Genomic DNA, 22,672 nt, shown 5'->3' on the forward strand with positions numbered 1-22,672 from the left:
ATCCGGTTTATGGTTGGTCAACATAATACGTTAAATGCAACGGCGCAATAAAAGTACTGCTTTATAGAAGTACTGCTTTATTGGCCGTTGTATTTTTTTAGGAGGTTTGCTATGAGCACCGCTTACAAATTACAAATTGAAGATGTCAGCATGGTTTACCGGGGGCAAGGCGGCGAGGATATCACTGCGCTAAAAAACGTGAATTTGAATATTCGCAAAAGCGAATTTATCTCCTTACTGGGACCTTCCGGCTGCGGTAAAACGACGCTGCTGCGTCTGATCGCCGATCTTTTGCAGCCTACGTCGGGGAAAATTGCCATTGGCGGCCTCAGTCCGCGAGCAGCGCGTAAGGCCCGGCAATACGGAATGGTGTTTCAAAGCCCGGTTCTTTACGAATGGCGTACGATCCGGGAAAACATCTGCTTGCCGCTTGAAATTATGAACAAGACGCGGGAAGAAAGAAAAAACATATCGGACGAAATGCTGGAAATGGTAGGCCTGAGCAAGTTTGCCGAATGCTATCCTTTTCAACTGAGCGGCGGTATGCAGCAACGCGTCGGCATTGCCCGGGCCTTGGCGATCAATCCGGAAATCCTGCTGATGGATGAACCGTTTTCCGCCCTTGATGAGTTTACGCGCAACAAGCTGCAGGAAGACCTGCTGCGTATTTGGAGCAACACCAAAAAAACAGTGATTTTTGTCACCCATAATATTTCCGAGGCGATTTTTCTCTCGGATCGTGTCTGTGTGCTGACGCCCCATCCGGGAATTCTTTCGGCAGTCATCGATATTGACCTTCCGCGTCCCCGGGTGGATGATATTCGGGATACGCCGGAGTTTGCGGCCTTGCTTAGCAAAATTCGCAAATGTTTTGCGGGGATGAACGAATGAAAAGGTGGCAAAGCAGCAGACATATCGCAACCTTGGCCTGGGTGGCGGTCATGATTGTGTTGTGGGAAAGCGGCGCATGGTTTTTGCAGAATGTGCTGCATGACAACATGCAAGTTCAAAAGCTTCCTTATTTTCACCAGGTGATGAGCACCTTTTTTACTCATTTCGGGTCGTTGTTTGCCGATGCCATGCTTACTTTGTCCCGGGCGGCAACTGGTTTTGTGTGCGGCGCAGCAGCCGGTATCGCTGTAGCGATCGTCATGAGGTTTAGCCGGTTTATCGGGGAAATGATTTTTCCTTATCTCATTGTTTTGCGGATGCTGCCCGTATTAGCGCTAGCACCGATTATTTACTCCATTGTCAAAAGTCAGGATGCGGCCCGGATCGTTCTAGCGGCATTCATTACGTTTTTTCCGGTTGCGGTGAATATGTACAGCGGACTAAAGAGTGTGGACAGGGACAAGCTTGATCTCATTTACTCCTATGCTGCCAGCAAAAGGGAAACCTACTGTAAACTGATGATCCCTTCTTCCCTCCCCGATCTCTTTGCCGGACTGAAAATTGCCGCCCCTTCCGCGATCACGGCGGCAATCCTGGTCGAAATGTTTGGCGCGGATGCCGGGATTGGCATCAAGATTTTAAACTCACTTTATTATGGCGCCAGCAGCGCGCTCATGTTTTGGGCTTCAGTCCTAACCGCAGCATTGCTGGGGATATTCGGATACGCAGTTATTTATTTCTTGGAAAAAATGCTGATGCCCTGGCAAAAGGCTGACGGAAAAGAGGAGGCGCACTGATGCTGAAAAGAAATAACCTTGCCAATCAACTCATCGCTCTTCTATTCGGCCTAGCGGTTATTCTGTTCTGGCAAGCAGGCGGTTTCCATGTCCTCTTAAGATTGCGGCCGTACCAGCTTCCATTGCCCAACGAAATTTTCGAGGCGTTTATCGATAACTTTGATGTTATGATGGTGCATACCCAATATACCATGACAGAGGCTGTGGCTGGTATTTTTCTTGGCTCCGGCATGGGGTTTCTCTTTGCTGTATTCACTGCTGTTGTTCCACGCTGGGGCGGGGGCGGGCTAAAGCTGGTGACGGCCATTAACGCCATACCGATGATTGCCATGGCGCCGATCATGAATAATTGGTTTGGCATGGATATGGGATCTAAGATTGCCGTGGTGACCATGTTTACAATGGCGCCAATGACGATTAACGCTTACTATGGCCTTACTCATCTTCGGCCCTTTGCGCTCGATTTGATGATTTCGTATGCCGCTGAGCCCAGCGCGGTCTTTTGGCAGCTGAGGCTGCCGAATTGCCTGCCTCATGTGTTTACGGCCATGAAAATCAATACCACGGTGGGGCTGATGGCTGCGATCGTCAGTGAGTTCTTTGTATCGCATCACGGTATCGGTTTTGAACTTTCCACGGTCTTAAAGCTATCTCAGATGAGTCTGGGCTGGGCTTATATTGTTGACGCTGCTGTCTGCGGCATTCTGTTATACAGTATCGTATCTGTGGTTGAGCGTTATGCTATCAAATGGCACGCTTCTCAAAGATAAAGAACAATTTGTAAAGGGGAATGAATATGAAAAAAGCACACAAGAGTATCGGTCTTTTACTGACTATGTTCCTATTAATCGCTTCCCTGGCAGGCTGCGGCGGTACGAAAGGAACGGGAGACAGCGCCAAGGGGCCGGCAAAAGTCCGTGTTCAGCTAAAATGGTTGCCTTCGGCGCAATTTATGGGGTTTTATTACGCTAAGGAAAAAGGTTATTACGCGGCGGAAGGTCTTGACGTTGAATTAATCAACGGGGGGCCGGATCTGGTTTCAACCAATCAGGTTTCCGTCGGCGCGGCCGAATTCGGTATCGCCAACCTTTACAGTGTTCTGCCTTTTATTGAGAAAGGACATCCTGTGGTGGAAATCGGTCAAATCTTTCAGAAAAGCTCTTTTTTGCTAGTATCCAAAAAAGAAAAAGGAATTAACAGTCCTCAAGATCTTGCCGGCAAGAAAGTAGGCGCTTGGCTGGGATCGGCGGAATTCCCGGTTTATGCCCTGCTGGATAAGTACGGCATCGATAAGGATAAGGATCTTACGATCGTCAAACAGGACAATACGATGGATGCTCTGCTTAACGGGTCTTTGGACGCGGCTTCGGCGCATACCTATAATGAATATCTGGTGCTGCTGAAAGCCGGTTTACGCCCGGAGGATATCAATGTCATTGATCTGGAACAAGAAGGAAGCGGCATGCTGGAGGACTGCTTAATCGTGAATAGTGAATGGCTGGCTGAAAATAAGGATATTGCCGTTAAATTTATGAGGGCTACCATGAAAGGCTGGGCAGAGGCTTGCAAGGACCCGGAGGCAGCGACCGAAATTGTCTGGAAATATCTTGATGCGGCCAGTAACAATAAGGAACACCAGTTGAATTTTGCCAAAGAAATTGCTAAGCTTGTTGCCCCTTCCGGCGCCAACGCCGCCCAAATGCTTTATCTCGATGAAGCACAGATTAAAGCTACCCAGGATTTGGCCTTAAAGTACAAGGTGATTAAAAAAGTACCTGACAAAGTTTATGATAAGCAGTTGTGGGAGGAAGCGGCTAAATCTTTACAATAGGATGAACCGAGGGTCTGGGGTCGGGGAGGCTTTCTCCCCGTGGACCATCTTGTCTTAAGCTGCTCCGGAAATTTTTGTTTGAAAGGATGAGAGGTTTTATTCATGTCATTGCACAAAGAAGATGCCCGCAGCAAAAAAATCATATTTGTGGCCAATTGCCTGCTGAATGCCAATAATAAAGTGCGTGAATTTGCGCGCTATTCAGGGATGTTTTCGGAAGTAATCCGGATATTGGATCATTTTGGTCTAGGCGTTATGCAGCTGCCTTGCCCGGAAACCCTGTATATGGGAAACCAGCGCTGGTGGAACAGCCGCAATCTCTATGACAATACTGGCTACCGGCGGTTTTGCCGTCAATTGGCCAGTCAAACAACTGATTATCTGGAGAATTACGAGAAGGTCGATTATGATGTAGTGGCGATTTTGACTTGTGACGGTTCACCGACCTGCGGCAGCACCATGTCGAGTTATTGCGAGGACTGGGGAGGCCGCCCTAAGGAGGTGCCCCGGACGCTTGTCGATCAACCGGGCATCTATATGGAAGAGTTAAAAAAAGAAATCATGGAGCGTCAACTGCCAGTTCCTTTTATTTATGGGCTGGCTATGGATGATCGCAACCGGACCAATGACCAAATCCTCGCGGCATTCAGCGAGTTTATGGAAAATATGCTGGCAACCCCGGAAAACAAGCAGGAAACTCTAGCGAAAACGGATGTGAAGTCATGGCGGCAACATTAAAGACCAATTTTGTTGGCATACAGATGCCTAATCCCTTTATGCTTGCGTCCGCGCCTCCCACCACTTCAGCGGAGAATATCGCCAGGAGTTTTGAACGTGGCTGGGGCGGTGCGGTGATTAAAACTGTACAATATTCTCCCCGGTGGATTAAACCGAATGTTAGTCCCCGTATCCATGCAGTGAAAGATAGAAACCAGATTATCGGTTTTACCAATTTTGAAATTGGCAGTCAGAAAACGTTGGAAGAATGGGCAAAAGGGATTGCTTGGCTCAAGCAGCGTTTCCCGGAGCACGGCGTTCTGGCAAGCCTGATGCACACCGATGTCCTTAAAGAAGAAGAATGGCGTGAGACGACCCGGATTCTTGATGATGCCGGCGCTGACGGATTTGAACTGAATCTTTCCTGCTCGCACGGCCAGGCGGAAAGCGGCTGTGGCGCAATGCTGGGAGTAGACGAAGAAAAAATTAAAATGGTCGTTTCCTGGGTCCGGGAAGAAACAACAAAGCCGGTGATGCCGAAACTTACCGCCCTGACGATGAATGTACAGGGCAAAGGGCTTGCCGCCAAAGCCGGCGGCGCCAGCGCGATTACTGCCATCAATACCATGAATTCTCTGCCCGGAATCGATCTTGATCGTTTTGTTCCTTATAATATGGTTGACGGCATGAGTGCGCCGCAGGGTCTAAGCGGCAAGGCGATCAAACCCATTGCTTTAGGCTGTGTGATGCGGCTGGCTTTAGCGACGGGGCTGCCGATTTCGGCCACCGGCGGGGTTTATACCTGGCGGGATGCCGCCGAATTTATCTCGTTGGGCGCTCAGACGATCCAGGTCTGTTCGGCGGTGATGGAAAACGGCTACGGCATTATTGACCAACTGACCGGCGGCTTATTGGATTATATGGAAAGAATGCATTTCGCCAGCATCGACAGTTTCCGCGGCAAAGCGCTTGCTCATATCACCAGGCAAATTGACCTCAGCCGAGAACACAAGGTTGTCGCGTCAGTGGATGCCTCCCGCTGCATCGGCTGTGAAAAATGTATTCATTCCTGCCGGGATAGTGGTTATGAAGCCCTGCGCTTGGAGGGGAAGACTGCGGTGTGTGACAGAACCCAGTGTGACGGCTGCGGGCTGTGCGCTCAGGTTTGTCCAAGGGAATGTATTTCGTTTATCAAAAAATAAGCAGGGTGTGACAATGTTTAATGATATCAACATTTTAAATGGAACCTTGATATTTCCGGAAAACAGCCGGAAAGGCCATATTGGCGTCACTCAGGGAAAAATCAGCCAGATAACGGCGGACGCCCGAAAGCTCACACCGGCGGAAAAATCGATTGATGCAGCAGGTTTGCTTGTTTTTCCAGGCTTTATTGATTCGCATGTCCATATTCGCGGCGGGGTATTTTCCTTTCGGGAGGACTTTGTGTCGGCGTCCTCGGCGGCCGCGGCCGCCGGCATAACCACATTAATGGAAATGCCGGGCTGCGCCAAGCCGGCTTCCACCCTGCAAAACTTTTTGCTGCGCGTTGCGGAAGTTGAGCGGGACGCCTGGGTGGATGTTGCGCTTTACGGCGGTGCAGGCGCGGATAATCTGGACCAGATTGTCCCGCTTGCCGCGGCGGGCGCGATTGGGTTTAAAACCTTTTTAATGCCGCCTGTCCGGGGACGGGAAAAAGAGTTTTACGGGTTGTGTGCGGCCGGGCCGGGCGAGCTCGAAAGCGTGATGACGCAGGTCGCAAAAACCGGATTGCCTTTAACCATTCACTGTGAAGATCCTGTTATTGTAAGCGCCAGCACGGAGCGGATGATGGCGCAAGGGAAAAACCGGGTCCGGGATTTTTGCGCCTCGCGGCCGGAGACAGCCGAAATCAAGGCGGTTGAAAGGGCAATTCGCGCCGCCGGTCAAACGGGGTGCCGGACGATTGTCGCCCATGTCAGCTCAGTTGCGGCCCTGGCGATGATTGTGAAGGCGCAATTGGCCGGCGTCGACATCCACGCCGAAACTTGCGCGCACTATCTGACCTTTGATTCGGATTCCATGGACAGGTATGGCGTGTTTGCCCGGATGAAACCCCCGTTTCGTTCAAGGGTCAACGTTGACCGTCTTGTCTTAGGCTATGCTGCCGGCCAAATTGAAATAACCGGCAGTGATCATGCCCCGTTTACAAGACAGGAAAAACTGCAAAACGGAACTTCAATTTGGCGCGCTCCGGACGGACTGCCCGGTCTTGAAATGACCTTACCGCTCCTGTTCCGTCTGGTGGAGGAAGGCAGGCTGACGTATGAGCGGATTGCCGGCAATACGGCGGAAAACACAGCGCGGCTGTTCGGACTGGCTAAAAGCAAGGGCCGGCTTGAGCCCGGCCGGGATGCCGATCTTGTTTTGGTCGCCCGGCTGGAGACGCCCGAATACCTGAAGCGTGCAACACTTCGGAGTAAAGCGCGGGACTGTGCGGTTATTTACGACGGACTGGCAGTACGTCATAAGGTGATGTATACGTTTGTCCGGGGCCGGCTGGCCTATGAAACCGGCAATGTGCTGCCGCAGAGGGGACAAGGCCGCTTTTTACAGCCGGATTCAAGGGCTGCTGCAGGAAGCGGAACTGCAATAAGAAACGACAAGGAGAAAGGGAGCGTTTAGCATGGTTCAGGCGAATCGTTGCCGGATTCAGCAAAGGTTGGAAAGAATTGCCGGATTTACAGTTGAGAAAGGCCGGATTACCCGTCCTACTTACTCGCAGGCGTGGGTTGACGCTATCCACTACTTGCGGTGCGAGATGGAAATGATGGGCATGGAGGTTCGGCTGGATACCTTTGGCAATCTTGTCGGCCGGTATAATCCGGGTAAGAGCACGGACAAAGCGGTTGGCATTGGCTCGCACCTCGATACGGTGGTCAACGCCGGGGCCTATGACGGCGCCGCCGGAATTGTAGCGGGACTCGAACTGGTTTCCATGATGCATGAAACCGGCTTGCAGCCTAAGCGCCCGGTGGAAATTCTGGCAACTGCGGATGAAGAAGGCCTCATCTGCCAAAAAGGTTATTTCGGCGCCCGGTTTATGACTGGAGATATGAGTGTCGACGAGGCATTATCCTATAAAAACGCCCAGGGAAAAAATCTGGAAATCCTGAGAAAAGAAAGCGGGATTTTTGCCGGTCGTCCTTTCGGCTCCGACATTGGCTGGGCTGCCGATTATTACAGCCGGTTTATTGAAGTCCATGTTGAGCAGGGCGCCGTGCTCGAAGAAAACCAGTATGATGCGGGCATTGTTGTAGGCATTGCAGGAATCGGACGGCTGTTTTTTGATTTTCGGGGGGAGGCTGATCATGCCGGTCCCACGGTGATGAAAGGACGCAAGGATGCGTTAGCGGCAGCCGCCGACTTGATCACGAAAGTGTGGGAAACCGGTCAGATTTATAGCGGCAGCGCTGTTGCAACCGTTGGCCGCCTGGCCCATTACCCCAACATTCACAATGTGATCGCCGGACAAGCGGAACTTATTGTCGACTATCGGGCGACAGAGGATGAACTTGCGCAACAGATCGCCGGCCGGATTAAAGAGTATGCAGCGGCTTTAGAAGAAAAATATGGCGTGGCTGTTCGGCTTAGTCATGAGCTGTATACGCCGGTCTTGCGCTTTTCTGAAAAACTGCTTGATGAGTACCGTTCGTTAAAAATTCCCAATACGATGGAATTATTCAGTTGGGCCGGCCATGATGCCAAGGCCTTTGCCCAGGTTACCGATGCGGCAATGATTTTTATGCCCAGTATCGGCGGTAAAAGTCATTGTCCCGACGAATATACAAAAGTTGAGAGTTTCGAACTTGTTTGCAATTATCTTATCCGGCTTTTTCTGTCCGAATAGTTGACTAACCGGGTAGCCTGCGTCCGTCGTCCGAAAGCAAGATCATCTTGTCGCGTGTTTGTTTTTTGTTTCAGTTGTCAAGTATTGTTGCGGACGCGCCGGGTTTGATAAAACCGCGGTTTCCGGTTGCGCTTATATCCCGGAAAAATAGGAAGAATGTCCCGCTTGCATTTCATAAAAATACGATATAATGATTGTGATAACCATACAGCAGCAGACGCAAGCCGGCGGTGTATTGATTTAAAGCCTCTTTAAGTGCTAAAAGTATAACCCAAGGGGATCGTCCGGTCTGGAAAGTGAGACAGGCTTGGAACCCTTGCCTCAAGGAGGCGATCTGGAGTTGCGACTGATAGAAGATCCTTATTTTAAACTGCTGGGTTTACCTAATATTGAATACTGGGAGGGTGGAATGGTTTCTTTTAGAGGCTGGGGGTTTCTAGGTCTGGTATATGGCTTTATTGGTTTAACAGGAATACAGCTGCTGGCCCGTACGGTCACAGGAGATCCTGCCTATTTTCAAAAACATTTAACAGGCCTGGGATTAGTTGCGTGTCTAATTGCCGGCTTACTATGTTATGTGACCGGAATCTGGTTAAATAAAAATGAAAGAAAACAGTGGAAGCAGGACAGTAGGCCAGGAAAATTCCTGCTTGGTCAAAGCACAGGAAAATATAAGACCCTTATTCCCATGAATGGCCGCCATCAACTTATGTCTTATAATTTGGAGCATTGGTTCGTCATTTATATTTTTATATGGGCGCTGGGCGTGATTGCCGGTTTCTTTTTTTAATAGTCTATGTGACTGCGTTAAGCCCGAAGCTGCCGGGGAATGGCGGATTCAGCGGGGCGCCTGGTATAGTGATGATTTTGCTGGAAAAACCCTTTGTCACAGCCGTTCGGCGTAACATTGACGGAATTGTTTTCCGAACAATCAACGATCCGCATTATTGGAAAGCCGAGTATGAAGATCAACAGCGTAAGTTGCTGCTGGCTTGCCGCTTTTAACGTCCGCGGTTTCATTTGTATCACTGGCGTTCTTGCCAGGTCCAGGCGGCAGGCATTCGGCGAGAGGCCGGCAGATGAGAGAATCTGCCGGCTTCTTTTTGGTGGGCAAAAATCAACAGGAGGCCCGCAAGAGACTCGCCGGTTACAAGCCAAATGATTTGCGGATATGATGTGGTCCACAGTTTAAAAAAAGCTATTTGGGCATGGTGTCGGGCGCGGAAGATGCCGGACGGAGCGGGCCAATCAGGCTGCCTTTTTTATGCTGAGGAATATACTAACAGCAGCAAAGCCGGGGCCGGCGGGAGTTTGATGAATTTCCGGCAGGATTACGGCGGCAATGCAAAGAATATTGAACGAATAAGTATTTCGATAGCGCTCTGTATTCGCCGTTTACAGTCAAACAGCCTGTTATGGCGGACTATTATATCAATTGCAATAGGGAGGTACGCAATGCGATTTCATGTTAAACCGCGATTATGGTTCATGTATATTTTGATTATTATTGTGGCGGTCGTTTGGTCCATCTTTGAGACTAAGCCGGATTTAAGTGAAGTCAGCCGGCTGTCGCAAAATAAGCAGTATGGAGAGGCGCTGCAAGCGGTCAATCATATTCTGGAGGAGTATCCTGACGACCTCGATGCATTAAATGAACAGGGTTATTTATTGTTGCGCCTGGGAAGAAATGAAGAAGCCCTGCTGGCCTTGACCAAAGTTGTCGAAGAAGATCCCGCGCATGCTGCCGCGCTTAATCATTTAGCCTGGGCCTATCATAATCTGAGCCTGCAGCGCATCGCCAATGCTTATATTGACAGGGCTTTGCTCATTGGTCAGAATACGGATATACAGTATGTGAATAAAGCGAATATTGAATTGGCGCTTAACAATTATGCCAATGCGCTGAAGTATTACGATTTGGCCCTAAAGCTCAATGCCGGCAGCGAAAACGCCGCATTCGGCAAAGGCCTGGCATATTACCGCCAAGCCAATTACCAGCAGGCGGTTGTCTGGCTGTCGAAGCACCTGGCGTTAGTTCCTGATGATCAGGATGGCTGGAATTATCTTGTTTCCGCTTATCTGAAGTCCAATGATTATGCCGGAGCGATTGGTGAATATCAGAAGCGGATTGAACAGGAGCCTGGCAATGTTCAGCTTTTGGTCTCCCTGGGCGGCGTGTATACAACTATGCGGGAATATGGCAAAGCCATCGAATTGTTCGATCAGGCGATTGGACAAAATCCGGAGTTTGCTCAGGCTTATTATGAAAAGGGCCTGTCAATGATTATGACGGGAGATTATGACGCCGCTTGCGATCAACTGGTTTTAGCGGTTCGATATAATAAAGATTACCTGTATTCTTTCAAAGATGAGCCGAAGCTGGACAAGATTAAGCAACTGCCTAAATTTAAACAACTGTTTATGTAACCTGCCTAATAATAATGCGCATGGTCGTTTTTTGACCATGCGCATTATTATTAGGCAGGTTAAGTATTAACACCGGTTTGGTGTGACATTGCGGAAAACAGCGCTGTGCATATTGGCAAGCAATGCTTCCAGAGTTGTGTTTGCATATTCCAGGACCAGCGTCGCATCCGGGGAGAAGGCCTGAATTGCGGAAAACAGCGCTTTCCAGTCCAACTGGCCCTCACCGGCGGGAAGGTGCTCGTCATACAGGCCGTGATTGTCATGCAGATGGTAAGCTTTTATCCGTCCGCCAAGCTGCCGGATGACGGCAGGCAGATCCCAGTTGTTTAACAAAGCATGCCCGGTGTCAATGATCGCTCCGGCCTGCGGCAATGCCGCCAGCAGGTCAAGATAATCCGGCCAATCAAACAGCAGCGTGTTTTGTCTTTTTACTCCGACATTTTCAATTAACAGCGGGATTTTCTCCTTCCGGGAGATCAGGACAAGTTCGGCGAGGCGGCTTCGTACCAGACGGCGGGCTTCTTCAGGCGATCCCCCGAAGGCTTCGTTGGTATGCGCGACCAGGAAGCGGGCCTGCCATTTGCCGGCAAACTGAAACGCCTGCCGGTACAAGGACAGGTAATGGGTATCGCTCCGGCTGGCCAGATTGACGCCGACCGACGGACCGTGTACACTTAACTCCAGCAACGGGCGGTTATCCGTTAAGTGGCGCATCACTTGTTCCCAGTAGAATGGATTGCCAAATTCCCAAAACAGTTCCAGGCCGAGATTGTCCGGCAGTTGTTTCATTAGCGCATAATCAAATCCGGTAAAGGATAAATTGCTGATAGAAAGTTTCATATCCGCCTCCGCAAAATATTTACGCCGGTTTGGCAGGCGCAGTTTGATTTATCTGGTCGGGATAACCGATATTCAGGCCGGTTTCGTCGGCAAAGCAGCTGATCCGGCGCCAGGAAAAAGATATTCCTTTGATGCCTTCGGGCAACGGCTGATCAGCCGGGAGCAGGCACAGCACGCGCTGGTTATTGTGGGTTAGGCGCAGATGAATGCACAGCTGAGCGCCAAGATGTTCCTTGAATTCCACTTGTCCCGGAAGCAGGGGGGCGTCACTCAAATAGCACTGTTCGGGCCGGATGCCGAGATAAAGCCCGGGATGCCTGGCCAGCAGCGTTTTCCAGCCGGCAGGAGGGCAGAGCCGTTGATCGCCAAACCACAATGCTCCTTCGCGGAATTGCCCAGGCAATAAATTCATTGGCGGCGAACCAATAAAGGAGGCGACAAAGGTATTGGCGGGATGCTGATAAATATCACCCGGGCTGTCCAATTGCTGCAGGCTTCCCTGGTTCATAATCGCAATCCGGTGGCCTACGGTCATGGCTTCAACCTGGTCGTGGGTAACATAAATCATGGTTGGCCGGTACAGGCGGTGAATTTTGACTAATTCGGTCCGGGCCTGAAGGCGCAACTGAGCATCCAGATTAGACAGTGGCTCGTCCAGTAGAAAATAGGGCGCCTGCTTTACCCAGGCCCGGGCCAGCGCCACCCGCTGCTTTTGTCCGCCTGAAAGCTCATGCGGTTTACGCTGTTCATACCCTGATAAGTTCAGGATAGAAAGCGCCTGATCCGCTCTGGTTTTTATTTCAGCCTTGTCAACCTTTTGGATACTAAGGCCAAAGGTAATATTTTCCCATACCGTCATATGGGGATACAGCGCATAGTTCTGAAATACCATAGCAACATTTCTCGCTCCGGGCTCAAGCTGATTTACCTTTTGTCCGCCCATTAGCAGGGCGCCGGAGGTAATGGACTCAAAGCCTGCCACCATTCTGAGAATCGTGGTTTTCCCGCAGCCTGAAGGCCCAAGCAAAATCAGGCGTTCACCTTCATCAATCGTAAAATTTAAATTCTTGACAACGGTATTTTCACCATAAGCTTTGCAAACGTGTTGAAATGTGATTTTGTTCATTCCCATCATCCTTTCACTCCGGATTGCATAAACGTACCGATAATAAAGCGCTGAAATACCATATACAGAAGCAGGGGCGGCAGCGAGGTCAGTACGGAAACGGCCATTGCCACACCCCACTGACTGCCGCCTTCAGCGCTGATGAACATTTGTAAAGCCAGCGGCAGGGTATAAGCCCCTTTATCCTGTAATACCAAAAGCGGCCAGAAGTATTCATTCCAGGAGTTAATAAAAAAGAAAATTCCGATGGCGGCTATGGACGGCCTGATTAACGGCAGTACCAGGCGTGTTAATAGGATCCGTCCCCCGGCCTGATCCAGCCTGCCGGCTTCGAATAAGGCTTTAGGAATATTGCGCATTGCCTGCCGCATTAGAAAAACACCCATGCCGTCGCCCAACTGCGGCAGGATGACGCCCCAGGGCGTGTTTAACAAGCCTAATTTGGCAATCAGCAAATAATTCGGTATGCTGACAACCGTAATTGGAATGAAAAACGTCAGCAGAATTGCATGAAAGATTTTTTCTTTGTGGGGAAATTCATAATAAACAAAGGCAAAGGCGGCCAGAATGCTGGTGACTAGCTTGCCCAGTGTGACGCCCGCTGCAATCAGAAAGGTATTCAGGGTAAACTGGACAAGCGGAAAGGAGGCCAGAACATAGGAATAGTTTTCCAGCGTGGGCGGATAGGGAAGCGGATTCAGGGAAGCCTGAAAGATCTGGTCCATTGGCTTAAACGAAGCGCTGAACATGAAAATGAGCGGCCAAAGCTGTAGCAGTATGGCGGCCCAAAGCATCATATGCCAGCGCCACTGGGGATTGCTGTTAGTTTTCATAGTGCACCTTTTGATCAAGATATTTGCTTTTAACCAGCAGAAAGGCGGCGTAAAGCGCCATTGTCAGGACGGAAAGGGCGGCAGCTCTGCCTGTCTGGAAGAATACAAAGCCATACTGGTAAATGATATATACCAGATTGGTGCTGCCCTGATCAGGCCCGCCCTGGGTAAGCATGTTTACCGGAACCAGCACGTACTGCAACCCGAACACAATGGTAATGACAAAGACATAAAGGGCTGTAGGCGAGGTCAGCGGCAGAATAATGCGCCGGAAGATTTGCCAGGGGGAGGCATTGTCAAGCCGGGCGGATTCGATCAGCTCCCTGGGAACCTCATTCATTGCCGCCAGCAATATAATGAGGTTGTAGCCGAACACTTTCCAGCCGATCACAATGCCAATTGCGATGATGACTAAGCCGTTTTCCTTAAACCAGCGGGGCGATTCCAGTCCGAAGCCGGACAGGATAAGACTGAGCGGGCCGGCCAGAGGATTAAAGAACCAGAGGAAAAGAATGCTGGCGACGGCAAGGGAAACCGTACTGGGAATAAACAGCGCCGAACGGTAAAAAAAACTGCAGGAGCGGATGCAGTGGGCCATCACAAAGGCAAATAAGTAAGGCAGCAGGAAATTAAGCGTCAGCAGGACAGCAATATAAAGCAGGGTGTTTGTCAGAACTTTTGCGAGTTCATCGCCGGCTAATAAGGCCAGGTAATTTTGCAGACCGGCAAATTTTATGACAGGACTGACCATATTCCAGGTATGAAAGCTCAGCCATACATTCTGTAATAACGGCCAGTAGGCAAACAAGAGAAAGATTACGGCAGCGGGAGCCAATAGCAAGCAAGGTCGCCAGAGGTTATGTTTCATGGATGTTTCCTTTCTAAACGGTGATAAGGAATTGCTGCAACCGCCCTGAGGCAAATTGCAGCATTGGCTGAATGCGTATTTACAGCAGGGAGTTTACTTTAGCCGCTGCCTGCCGCAACGCATCGGCGGCAGTTTGTTTACCGCTGAGAATGACATCGCGGACATCAATCAACGCCTGTTCGGCCTGTAGTCCGTTGGCGCCGGGAAAACTGGCCCATTTCACAACATCCGGCATTTGAGACATGGCTGCCTGCATATTTTTATTCTGGGCAATAAACTCTTTCAGACCCTGCGGATGGTCAATGACGTCTTTACGGGGCGGCAGATAACCTGTCCCTTTGGTCCAGAGCGCCAGCGCCTCGGGCGATTCAAGATATTTTACAAACCGCCAGGCCGCTTTCTGTTTGGCTTCATCCCGTGAGAATATCATGAGAAAGTTACCGCCTGCCGGTACCTTGCGATTTTTCCCCTCAAATATAGGAAATTCAGTTGCCATTACCGGGAATTTGGCGCTTTTTTCAAAGTTATCCCGTTTGCCGATGGTTGTGCAAACCATGCCGAGCCTGCCGCTCAGAAAAGCCTGAAACCCTTCTTCATTGGTGGCATGGAGGCCGGTTCCCGCCGCGACCATGCCGGCTAAGAGCTGGTAAGCCTCACTTGCCTGGGCTGAATCAAAGGCTGCGACCGTACGGCCGTCTTTTTTTGTCAGCATTTGCCCGCCATTGGACTCAATCAAGGCTTGCTGGGCCCAGTTATCGGCGTATTCCTGCATAAAGAAACCGGTATAGCCTGTCTTGTCTTTTATGGTTTTGGCATAAGCGGCTACTTCCTGCCAGGTGCGCGGCGGTTGGCCGGGATCTAAACCCGCCTGTTTAAAAATCTCAGGATTGTAGTAGAGCACAGGCACACTGACCGAATAGGGAACGCCGATCTGTTTGCCATCGTCGGTCATGGCCAGCGACAGGATATTGGGCAAAAAATGATCGTTAAAGTAATTCCTGTCTTCCGGCGAATGGGCGGCAATGATGTCGTTTAGTTTGCTGTAGGCTAAATTTTCGCCTGCATAGTTCAGGTAACTGTAACCCATCTGCACAACATCGGGATATTTTCCGGCGGCGATGGCGGCCTGCAGGTTTTGGGTAAGGCCTTTATACATATCAGGATTATACTTTTCCACTACTTCAATGTCCGGATTATTTTTATTAAATTGTTCCACCAGTTGTTTAACCGTGGGACCGCCAAAGCTTTCGGCGTTGACATGCCAGTATTCAATGACTGTTTTTCCACTGCTATTTTCCGATGTGACTGCCGAACTGCCACAGCCCAGGGCCGCGGCTGTCAGCGCTCCAAGGCAAAATAAAGCAAGCAGCTTCTTCATTTTTTTCATTCATTTTCCTCCTATGTAGTCTCTGTTGCCGAGTTGAATTCATTGTAGCTTGTTTTTGACCGATTTTTGTTAACAGGAAGTTAAGGTTAGGTTAAGTAAATAAAAAGGCTGCCGCCAGGCGATTTTCTTATCGCTGGTACGGCAGCCTTTCGTTCTCCACATTAAAAATATAAATCGCGTTTTCCCTCCGTTATTTGCCGGAGGCGTTCGATGGTTGTCCGGCGGACGGCAGGCTGGGAAATATCGGTCAGGCTGGCGGTGATCAGGCTTTCCCCGGCCTGTCTGGTGATGTCGTCGGCATAGTCAATAAGGTACTCCTTAAAGGTCAGTAAAGCGTTAGGCAGGCAGACATTCTGGATCTCGCCGGACTTGGCCAGACTCATGAACCTGTCTCCAGTCCGGCCCTGCCGGTAGCAGGCCGTGCAGTAGCTGGGGATAAAGCCTTTATCGCACAGCATTCGGATAATTTCGTTGGGAGAGCGCAGATCGCCTGTTTCAAACTGCATGCCGCTGGCCTGGTCATGGTTTTGATAGACATGCTGGTAGCCGCCAACCCCGGTACAGGAGCCGGCGCTTATTTGCGAGATGCCATAGTCAATGAGCTTATCGCGGAGGCCGGGGGCTTCGCGGGTGGAAAGGATCATGCCGGTGTAAGGGACGGCCAGCCGGATGATTGCGACCAGTTTTTCAAATTGCTCATCACTGACAAGATGAGGGAATTCTTCCAGTGTAACGCTGGAAGCCGGACGCAGCCTTGGCACGGAGATGGTATGAGGGCCGACGCCGAAGGTTTTTTCCAGATGCTCGGCATGCAGGAACATGGCTACCGTTTCATACTGATAGTCATAGAGGCCGTAGAGCACGCCAATGCCGACATCATCAATGCCGGCTTGCATTGCCCGGTCCATGGCCGTGGTGTGCCAGTTATAATCGCGTTTGGGGCCGGTGGGGTGCATCACTGCATAGGTGGGGCGGTGGTAAGTTTCTTGAAACAGAATGTATGTGCCGATTCCGGCTGCCTGTAGTTTGCGGTATTCGTCAATGGTGGTTGCCGCCACATTCACATTAACCCGGCGAATGCTGCCGTTCTTATTTTTAATGCTGTATATTTCCCGGATAGCGTCAATGACATAATCAACCGGACAGTTCAGCGGGTCCTCCCCTGCTTCAAGAGCCAGGCGTTTATGTCCCAGCGACTGTAAAATTTCGACCTCCCGCCTGATGTCGGCCAGCGACAGACGACGGCGCAACTGTTCGTTATTGTCGGTGCGGTAACCGCAATACGCACAGTTGTTAATACAGTGACTGGAGATGTACAGCGGGGCAAACAGGACGATGCGGGCGCCATAGATGGCTTGCTTTACCTGCGCAGCGGCCGTAAATAATTCGGTCAGCAGGGCTGTATCGGTTACTTTTAGCAAAACGGCGACCTCTGCCGCCGACAACCCGTGGTAATCCTTGGCTTTGGCAATTATGGCGCGCACATAACCGGAATCCCCGGCTTTGGTTTGGGCGGCGGTTAATAGTGTTTCAATGAGGCCATCGTTAATAAAATCGTCGGATGTACGTTCAGCGTTGTTCATCATTGGTCTGGTTCCCCCTATTGAGATTTTTGCTGGTGAGGGCTGATTTTACAGTGACGCCCGGGAGATTGCCCAGCTTACCGGTCAGAGCGCCGACCTGATCGGTACTGCCTTCAATGATCAGAGCAATCATACCAACCTGTTCTTCCGGTTTAGGGATACCCATCCGGCCGATGACCAATTGACTATAGCTGCTGATGATTCTATTCACGTTACCCGAATTTTGTTTGGGGTTGTCAATGATAATGCCAACTACGCCAATTCGTTTGGACATGCTCAGGCCTCCCTATAAAAAATCCTTTCTTGGCCGCAGCAAAGAAAGGAATCAATTATTCCGGTATTTCCTCCCGTGCGCAGGCTGTTAACCCTTGCTGCAGATTTCATTTATATTCGTTTTTCCAGTACTCTGGATCCTCCGGGAAATGGGCAATATGCTCACTTGCCGTCAGATATTATTATTATACAACTTTTTGGGTCAGGATTGCGTAATATTGAAATAAAAGTTGTTTTTTTACTATAAAAAACGAGGCGGAAAGCACTCTGACAGAGAAAAACGGCATTTCAGGGAGAGCGGTGGTTCAGCGCTTGTCAAAGGCTGGCAGGAATTTGCCGATCACTATTGAATAATAAACCAAATAATTGTAGTGTAAACTATAATTAAATCGTCTGGATCAGCAGTTACAGGAGGCGGCTATTTTATGAAGAAAAAGTTGACCATTCCTCAATTTAAAGAAATGAAAGCGCAAGGTCAAAGGTTCAGCATGGTAACAGCATATGACTATACGTTTGCCAGGATTGTGGATAAGACTCCGGTTGAAATGATTCTAGTAGGAGACTCGCTGGGGATGGTCATGCTTGGTTACGATAGTACAGTTTCCGTTACAATGGAAGACATGCTGCATCATATCAAGCCGGTGGTGCGGGGAGCACGGCATACCTTCGTTGTCGGCGATATGCCCTTTGGCTCGTATAACGTCAGTGTGGGCGAAGCGATCCGCAATGCCAATCGCATTATCCAGCAAGGCGGCGCAGATGCCATTAAAATTGAAGGCGGTTCGAATGTACTGGAAATCGTCAGTGAAATGGTAAAGGGCGGTATTCCGGTCATTGGTCATATCGGGCTGACGCCGCAGACGGCAGCCCAGCTAGGCGGATTTAAGGTTCAGGGAAAAGATGCCGAGATTGCCAGGCGATTGGTCGAGGATGCGCTTCACCTGGAACAGGCCGGTGTGTTTGCCCTTGTTCTGGAATGCGTGGTAGCGCCCATTGCCGAGCTGATCACCGGGAAAGTAGCCATTCCGACGATCGGAATCGGCGCCGGGCCGGCCTGTGATGCCCAGGTGCTGGTACTTCAGGATTTATTGGGCCTGTACGATAAGTTTACCCCCAAATTTGTTAAGCAATATGCGCAGTTAAACGACCCTATTGCGAATGCGCTCACCACCTATGCCCGGGAAGTTGCCGACGGAAGCTTTCCGGGGCCTGAGCAGTCTTTTGGTCTAAATCAGGAACCGCTTGGCCGGTTATACTAGTTTGGCGGCTCAAGTGAATGCCGGTATGAACATAGTGATTATCGGGGCCGGTGCAATGGGCAGCCTGTTTGGCGCTTTGCTGTCCCGCAGTGATGCGGATATACTGTTGGTCGATAAACGATCCGACCATGTGCAGGCCATCCAGCAGCATGGGCTTCACGTGGTGGGCGTTCATCCGGAAACTACCGTCCAAATCAAGGCTGTAACCCAAATTGTTCCGGACAGACCGGCTGATTTGATTATCCTGTTTGTTAAGGCTTATGATACCAGGCAGGCGCTGCTTGACTGCCTGAAACTGATTGGGCCGGACACGACGATATTGACCCTGCAAAACGGCTTGGGCAATATTGAAGCGATTCGCGCGATTGCCGGCAGCGCAAAGGTAGTTGCCGGTACAACCTCCTATGGCTGTTTGCTGCCGGCGCCGGGTTCGATTAAGGTAAGCAATGCGGGGGAGGTAACGCTTGGCGAGCTTGACGGCACTTTTTCCGGAAGAATAACCAGGCTGGCCGGACTGTTTCATCAGGCGGGAGTCAGCGTTCAGGTCACTGACAATGTCCGGGGCTTAATCTGGACCAAATTAGCCGTCAATGTTGGTATCAATGCACTTTCGGCCATTACGTCCCTGACCAATGGCGAGCTTTTAGCTCATTCCGGGACAAGACAGTTGATGCAAATGGCAATCAGCGAATTAGCGGCAGTGGCCGCTCACAAAAATATTGCGTTATTAACGGAACCAGTCCAATTGGCCGTTAAAGTTGCACAGGATACTTATACAAATAAATCCTCAATGCTGCAGGATCTGGAACGCGGCTCCCGTACTGAAATCGACCATATCAACGGGGCTGTCGTTGCGGAAGGGCTAAAGGATAAAATCGCCGTACCTGTGAATCAGGTACTGACATCACTCATCAAAGTGCTGGAAGATAGCAGAATGCGAAATAAGAGAAGCGGGGGAGCAGTATGAGGAGCGATATTGTAAAAAAAGGATCAACCAGAGCCGCACACCGGGCTTTGTTTTATGCGATGGGGTATACGCCGCAGGATTTGCAAAAACCCTTGATTGGGGTTGTCAATGCTTTCAATGAAATCATTCCCGGCCACATTCATCTTAGAACAATCGCTGACGCCGTCAAAATGGGCGTTGCGTCTGCCGGCGGCACGCCGGTCGAATTTCCGGCGATCGGTATTTGCGATGGTATTGCCATGGGGCATGAAGGAATGAAATTTCCTTTGGCCAGCCGGGAACTGATTGCTGATTCGATTGAGGCAGTCGCTACCGGACATGCCTTCGACGGGCTGATCCTTGTTCCCAACTGTGATAAAATTGTGCCAGGGATGCTGATGGCTGCCGCGCGTCTTAATATTCCCTGTGTTGTAGTGAGCGGCGGTCCGATGATGGCCGGCCGTCATCAGGGCAAAGACGTAAGTGTAAGCAGTATGTTTGAAGCGGCGGGTTTATTCGAAGCTGGTAAAATAAGCGCCCAGGAACTGGATTCCATGGAAAAATCGGCCTGTCCGGGCTGTGGATCATGCGCGGGTCTGTTTACAGCCAACACCATGAACTGCCTTGCCGAGGCCTTGGGGATGGGCCTTGCCGGCAATGGCACAATTCCTGCGGCTCAGTTCGGCGCCCGGCGAATGCTGGCCAAACAGGCCGGTACGGTGATCATGGATCTAATTGCCAGGGACATCAAACCACGTGATATTATGACAATGAAAGCATTTGAAAACGCCATTACCGTTGATATGGGGATTGGCGGTTCGTCCAATACCGTCCTGCACTTAACCGCCATTGCCCATGAGGCTGATTTGGAGCTGCCGTTAAGTTTATTTGACAGTATCAGCGCCGCTACTCCTTATATTACCAAACTCAGTCCGGGAGGGACGCATCATATTCAGGATTTGAATGAGGCAGGCGGGATTTCGGCGGTGATGAAAGAACTGGCCGGGCGCGGCTTGATTCATACGGACGCGCTGACGGTTGACGGCACGATTGGCGGTCGGATAGAGCAGGCCGGCCGTACTGACCATAACGTCATAAAGACGGTGGACACTCCTTATCGCAGCCGCGGCGGTATTGCGATCCTGCGCGGCAATCTGGCCGTTGACGGCGCTGTTGTCAAAGAGAGCGCCGTGGCGGAGGATATGCTGGCATTTAAAGGCCCGGCCCGGGTGTTTGATTCGGAGGAACAGGCAATTGACGCTATTCTGGCCAAAAAAATTATTGATGGCGATGTCATCGTCATCCGTTATGAGGGGCCGAAAGGCGGGCCGGGGATGCGGGAAATGCTCAACCCGACTGCCGTAATTGCGGGTATGGGTCTTAAAGTGGCTCTGCTGACTGACGGCAGATTCAGCGGCGCAACGCGCGGGGCCTGTATCGGCCATGTTTCGCCTGAGGCAATGGAGGGCGGTACGATTGCCCTGGTTAAAGAAGGCGATATCATTGCGCTTGACATTCCCGGACGGAAGCTGGATTTGCTGGTAAGTGAAGCTGAACTGGACCAGCGCCGGGCAGTATGGCGGCGGCCGGAGCCTAAAGTAACCAAAGGTTACCTGGCCCGTTATGCCAGGATGGTTACTTCAGCCAGTACCGGGGCTGTTCTAAAATAGTTTGAGGCTGGAGGCGATTGGCAGTATGCCGGATATTGGAGTTTTAATCAAAAAACACACCGCGGCGGTTGTTGCATTGCGCCGGTATTTTCATACTTATCCTGAATTAAGCGGACAGGAATACAATACGCAAAAAAGAGTGCTGACTGAGCTTAGGGCATTGGGCATTGAAGCCAAACCGGCGGCTGATACCGGCGTCATTGCCGATATTGCCGGCCCGGCGGCCGGCCCGGTTATTGCCATTCGGGCGGATATGGATGCATTAAGACTGCAGGATGAATGCGGGCAGACCTATCAGTCAGTCAATCACGGAGTTTGCCATGCCTGCGGTCATGACGGGCATGTGGCCATGCTCCTTGGTGTGGCCAAAGTCCTGGCGGAAATGCAAGAGCAGCTTGCCGGTACGGTGAGGCTGCTGTTCCAGCCCAGTGAAGAGGAGTTTCCCGGCGGTGCACAGCCGCTGATTGAGGCCGGCGCCCTGAAGGGCGTTGCGGCCATTATCAGCGCCCACTTATGGCAAACGCTGGCCGCCGGAACGATTGGCATATCCTATGACCGGTTGATGGCTGCACCCGATGCGTTTACCATCACCGTCCAGGGAAAAGGCGGCCATGGTTCAATGCCTCAGCAAACAATTGACCCCATTCTGACCGGGGCGCAGATTGTCATGGGCCTGCATACCATTGTCGGCAGGAATATTGATCCTCTGGAGAATGCTGTCGTATCGCTGGGGTCGTTCAAAGCCGGCGAGGCCTTTAATGTTATTCCGGACATCGCTGTTCTGAAGGGAACGGTGCGGTCTTTTGATCATGCCCTGCGGCTGCAGATTTTCGAACGGATTGAAGCGATTGCCCGGGGGATAAGCCAGGCGTCCGGGGCGAGCTGCACCGTGGAGAAGAAACTTGGTTTCCCTCCGCTGGTCAATTCCCCGGAAATTGTCAAAACCGTGGTTGAGGCGGCCGGGGAACTGCTGCCTGCCGATCATATCATTACGATAAAACCGGTCATGGCCGGCGAAGACTTTTCCTGCTATTTGCAGAAAATACCCGGCATGATGATTTTTGTCGGCTCCGGCAATGCCGCGAAAAATATTATCTATCCACAGCATCATCCCAAATTCGACATTGATGAGACGGCCCTGCCCATTGGTATGGAGGTCCTGCTGCGTTCAGCGTTAAAATTATTAAATAAAATGAAATGATCCGGCCTATCCGGGGAATGCTGTAAATGGGCGGAGGAACGGAACGGTTAACCACAGAGGGCACAGAGTACACGGAGGGTTACGAAGCGCAATGGCCTTGCGCCGGAATTTCAATTTACATATTCCGTCTTTTCCGT

General features: G+C 50.8%; 22 protein-coding genes. 15 read left to right on the forward strand and 7 right to left on the reverse strand.

The features are described from left to right. Positions 1 to 111 precede the first annotated feature (111 nt). The 11 genes from BLR06_RS08760 to BLR06_RS08810 all read left to right on the forward strand — a co-directional run bounded on the left by BLR06_RS08760 (position 112) and on the right by BLR06_RS08810 (position 10,549). The gene (locus BLR06_RS08760; RefSeq protein ID WP_092071525.1) at positions 112 to 891 is read left to right on the forward strand and encodes an ABC transporter ATP-binding protein; all 780 of its coding nucleotides are present in this window, start codon (positions 112 to 114) and stop codon (positions 889 to 891) included. Continuing rightward, positions 888 to 1,688: an ABC transporter permease gene (locus BLR06_RS08765; RefSeq protein WP_173812973.1), complete on the forward strand. Its 801-nt coding sequence runs from the start codon at positions 888 to 890 to the stop codon at positions 1,686 to 1,688. The genes BLR06_RS08760 and BLR06_RS08765 overlap by 4 nt, the downstream gene beginning before the upstream one ends. Continuing rightward, positions 1,688 to 2,458 (forward strand): ABC transporter permease, encoded by a 771-nt coding sequence (locus BLR06_RS08770; RefSeq protein WP_092071527.1) that lies wholly within the window; start codon positions 1,688 to 1,690, stop codon positions 2,456 to 2,458. The genes BLR06_RS08765 and BLR06_RS08770 overlap by 1 nt, the downstream gene beginning before the upstream one ends. 26 nt (positions 2,459 to 2,484) lie before the next feature. After that, positions 2,485 to 3,519 (forward strand): ABC transporter substrate-binding protein, encoded by a 1,035-nt coding sequence (locus BLR06_RS08775; RefSeq protein WP_217636868.1) that lies wholly within the window; start codon positions 2,485 to 2,487, stop codon positions 3,517 to 3,519. 102 nt (positions 3,520 to 3,621) lie between these two features. Beyond that, on the forward strand, positions 3,622 to 4,257 hold the full coding sequence (locus tag BLR06_RS08780) for a CD3072 family TudS-related putative desulfidase (RefSeq protein WP_092071533.1): 636 nt from the start codon (positions 3,622 to 3,624) through the stop codon (positions 4,255 to 4,257). Beyond that, positions 4,242 to 5,438, forward strand: a complete 1,197-nt coding sequence (gene preA, locus BLR06_RS08785) for an NAD-dependent dihydropyrimidine dehydrogenase subunit PreA (RefSeq protein WP_092071536.1) — start codon at positions 4,242 to 4,244, stop codon at positions 5,436 to 5,438. Before BLR06_RS08780 ends, preA begins: the two co-directional genes overlap by 16 nt. Before the next feature lie 13 nt (positions 5,439 to 5,451). Then, positions 5,452 to 6,897 carry a dihydroorotase gene (locus tag BLR06_RS08790; RefSeq protein WP_173812971.1) on the forward strand — a complete coding sequence of 482 codons (1,446 nt, stop codon included), beginning with the start codon at positions 5,452 to 5,454 and terminating at the stop codon, positions 6,895 to 6,897. A 1-nt stretch (position 6,898) separates the two neighbouring features. Further along, complete coding sequence (locus tag BLR06_RS08795) at positions 6,899 to 8,122, forward strand: Zn-dependent hydrolase (protein ID WP_092071541.1); 1,224 nt, start codon at positions 6,899 to 6,901, stop codon at positions 8,120 to 8,122. Between the two features lie 307 nt (positions 8,123 to 8,429). Then, on the forward strand, positions 8,430 to 8,912 hold the full coding sequence (locus BLR06_RS08800; RefSeq protein ID WP_173812969.1) for a hypothetical protein: 483 nt from the start codon (positions 8,430 to 8,432) through the stop codon (positions 8,910 to 8,912). A gap of 68 nt (positions 8,913 to 8,980) precedes the next feature. After that, positions 8,981 to 9,127, forward strand: a complete 147-nt coding sequence (locus tag BLR06_RS08805; protein ID WP_173812966.1) for a hypothetical protein — start codon at positions 8,981 to 8,983, stop codon at positions 9,125 to 9,127. A 450-nt stretch (positions 9,128 to 9,577) separates the two neighbouring features. Continuing rightward, complete coding sequence (locus BLR06_RS08810; protein WP_173812964.1) at positions 9,578 to 10,549, forward strand: tetratricopeptide repeat protein; 972 nt, start codon at positions 9,578 to 9,580, stop codon at positions 10,547 to 10,549. A gap of 66 nt (positions 10,550 to 10,615) precedes the next feature. Here BLR06_RS08810 and BLR06_RS08815 read toward each other — a convergent pair whose 3' ends face one another. From BLR06_RS08815 to BLR06_RS08845, 7 genes are all read right to left on the reverse strand, one after another. After that, on the reverse strand, positions 10,616 to 11,389 hold the full coding sequence (locus BLR06_RS08815) for a sugar phosphate isomerase/epimerase family protein (protein ID WP_092071553.1): 774 nt from the start codon (positions 11,387 to 11,389) through the stop codon (positions 10,616 to 10,618). Between the two features lie 19 nt (positions 11,390 to 11,408). Continuing rightward, on the reverse strand, positions 11,409 to 12,515 hold the full coding sequence (locus tag BLR06_RS08820) for an ABC transporter ATP-binding protein (protein WP_092071928.1): 1,107 nt from the start codon (positions 12,513 to 12,515) through the stop codon (positions 11,409 to 11,411). A 5-nt stretch (positions 12,516 to 12,520) separates the two neighbouring features. Next, on the reverse strand, positions 12,521 to 13,348 hold the full coding sequence (locus BLR06_RS08825) for a carbohydrate ABC transporter permease (protein WP_092071556.1): 828 nt from the start codon (positions 13,346 to 13,348) through the stop codon (positions 12,521 to 12,523). Further along, positions 13,338 to 14,216 carry a carbohydrate ABC transporter permease gene (locus BLR06_RS08830; protein WP_092071558.1) on the reverse strand — a complete coding sequence of 293 codons (879 nt, stop codon included), beginning with the start codon at positions 14,214 to 14,216 and terminating at the stop codon, positions 13,338 to 13,340. Before BLR06_RS08830 ends, BLR06_RS08825 begins: the two co-directional genes overlap by 11 nt. Before the next feature lie 79 nt (positions 14,217 to 14,295). Then, positions 14,296 to 15,603, reverse strand: a complete 1,308-nt coding sequence (locus BLR06_RS08835; RefSeq protein WP_092071561.1) for an ABC transporter substrate-binding protein — start codon at positions 15,601 to 15,603, stop codon at positions 14,296 to 14,298. A gap of 161 nt (positions 15,604 to 15,764) precedes the next feature. Then, positions 15,765 to 17,189: a [FeFe] hydrogenase H-cluster radical SAM maturase HydG gene (gene hydG, locus BLR06_RS08840; protein ID WP_092071563.1), complete on the reverse strand. Its 1,425-nt coding sequence runs from the start codon at positions 17,187 to 17,189 to the stop codon at positions 15,765 to 15,767. After that, positions 17,173 to 17,460: a TM1266 family iron-only hydrogenase system putative regulator gene (locus BLR06_RS08845; protein ID WP_092071566.1), complete on the reverse strand. Its 288-nt coding sequence runs from the start codon at positions 17,458 to 17,460 to the stop codon at positions 17,173 to 17,175. Before BLR06_RS08845 ends, hydG begins: the two co-directional genes overlap by 17 nt. A gap of 424 nt (positions 17,461 to 17,884) precedes the next feature. On the opposite strand from BLR06_RS08845, the gene panB reads away from it, so the two are divergent. Genes panB through BLR06_RS08865 form a run of 4 tightly spaced genes read left to right on the forward strand, consistent with a single transcriptional unit; the run spans position 17,885 to position 22,535 of the window. Next, on the forward strand, positions 17,885 to 18,718 hold the full coding sequence (gene panB / locus BLR06_RS08850; protein WP_092071569.1) for a 3-methyl-2-oxobutanoate hydroxymethyltransferase: 834 nt from the start codon (positions 17,885 to 17,887) through the stop codon (positions 18,716 to 18,718). Positions 18,719 to 18,743: 25 nt separating this feature from the next. Continuing rightward, a complete protein-coding gene (locus tag BLR06_RS08855; RefSeq protein WP_139164472.1) occupies positions 18,744 to 19,685 on the forward strand; it encodes a ketopantoate reductase family protein in 942 nt (313 codons plus the stop codon). After that, complete coding sequence (ilvD, locus tag BLR06_RS08860) at positions 19,682 to 21,334, forward strand: dihydroxy-acid dehydratase (RefSeq protein WP_092071574.1); 1,653 nt, start codon at positions 19,682 to 19,684, stop codon at positions 21,332 to 21,334. The genes BLR06_RS08855 and ilvD overlap by 4 nt, the downstream gene beginning before the upstream one ends. A gap of 25 nt (positions 21,335 to 21,359) precedes the next feature. Beyond that, a complete protein-coding gene (locus BLR06_RS08865; RefSeq protein WP_092071577.1) occupies positions 21,360 to 22,535 on the forward strand; it encodes a M20 metallopeptidase family protein in 1,176 nt (391 codons plus the stop codon). Positions 22,536 to 22,672 lie beyond the last annotated feature (137 nt).

Source organism: Dendrosporobacter quercicolus (assembly GCF_900104455.1).
Taxonomy (GTDB): Bacteria; Bacillota; Negativicutes; order DSM-1736; family Dendrosporobacteraceae; genus Dendrosporobacter; species Dendrosporobacter quercicolus.

Bases quoted from the DNA above. Each gene is read 5' to 3' on its own strand.
- BLR06_RS08760 (WP_092071525.1), top strand. From the start codon at position 112: ATGAGCACCGCTTACAAATTACAAATTGAAGATGTCAGCATGGTTTAC.
- BLR06_RS08765 (WP_173812973.1), top strand. From the start codon at position 888: ATGAAAAGGTGGCAAAGCAGCAGACATATCGCAACCTTGGCCTGGGTG.
- BLR06_RS08770 (WP_092071527.1), top strand. From the start codon at position 1,688: ATGCTGAAAAGAAATAACCTTGCCAATCAACTCATCGCTCTTCTATTC.
- BLR06_RS08775 (WP_217636868.1), top strand. From the start codon at position 2,485: ATGAAAAAAGCACACAAGAGTATCGGTCTTTTACTGACTATGTTCCTA.
- BLR06_RS08780 (WP_092071533.1), top strand. From the start codon at position 3,622: ATGTCATTGCACAAAGAAGATGCCCGCAGCAAAAAAATCATATTTGTG.
- preA (WP_092071536.1), top strand. From the start codon at position 4,242: ATGGCGGCAACATTAAAGACCAATTTTGTTGGCATACAGATGCCTAAT.
- BLR06_RS08790 (WP_173812971.1), top strand. From the start codon at position 5,452: ATGTTTAATGATATCAACATTTTAAATGGAACCTTGATATTTCCGGAA.
- BLR06_RS08795 (WP_092071541.1), top strand. From the start codon at position 6,899: ATGGTTCAGGCGAATCGTTGCCGGATTCAGCAAAGGTTGGAAAGAATT.
- BLR06_RS08810 (WP_173812964.1), top strand. From the start codon at position 9,578: ATGCGATTTCATGTTAAACCGCGATTATGGTTCATGTATATTTTGATT.
- BLR06_RS08815 (WP_092071553.1), bottom strand. From the start codon at position 11,389: ATGAAACTTTCTATCAGCAATTTATCCTTTACCGGATTTGATTATGCG.
- BLR06_RS08820 (WP_092071928.1), bottom strand. From the start codon at position 12,515: ATGAACAAAATCACATTTCAACACGTTTGCAAAGCTTATGGTGAAAAT.
- BLR06_RS08825 (WP_092071556.1), bottom strand. From the start codon at position 13,348: ATGAAAACTAACAGCAATCCCCAGTGGCGCTGGCATATGATGCTTTGG.
- BLR06_RS08830 (WP_092071558.1), bottom strand. From the start codon at position 14,216: ATGAAACATAACCTCTGGCGACCTTGCTTGCTATTGGCTCCCGCTGCC.
- BLR06_RS08835 (WP_092071561.1), bottom strand. From the start codon at position 15,603: ATGAAAAAAATGAAGAAGCTGCTTGCTTTATTTTGCCTTGGAGCGCTG.
- hydG (WP_092071563.1), bottom strand. From the start codon at position 17,189: ATGATGAACAACGCTGAACGTACATCCGACGATTTTATTAACGATGGC.
- BLR06_RS08845 (WP_092071566.1), bottom strand. From the start codon at position 17,460: ATGTCCAAACGAATTGGCGTAGTTGGCATTATCATTGACAACCCCAAA.
- panB (WP_092071569.1), top strand. From the start codon at position 17,885: ATGAAGAAAAAGTTGACCATTCCTCAATTTAAAGAAATGAAAGCGCAA.
- BLR06_RS08855 (WP_139164472.1), top strand. From the start codon at position 18,744: ATGAACATAGTGATTATCGGGGCCGGTGCAATGGGCAGCCTGTTTGGC.
- ilvD (WP_092071574.1), top strand. From the start codon at position 19,682: ATGAGGAGCGATATTGTAAAAAAAGGATCAACCAGAGCCGCACACCGG.
- BLR06_RS08865 (WP_092071577.1), top strand. From the start codon at position 21,360: ATGCCGGATATTGGAGTTTTAATCAAAAAACACACCGCGGCGGTTGTT.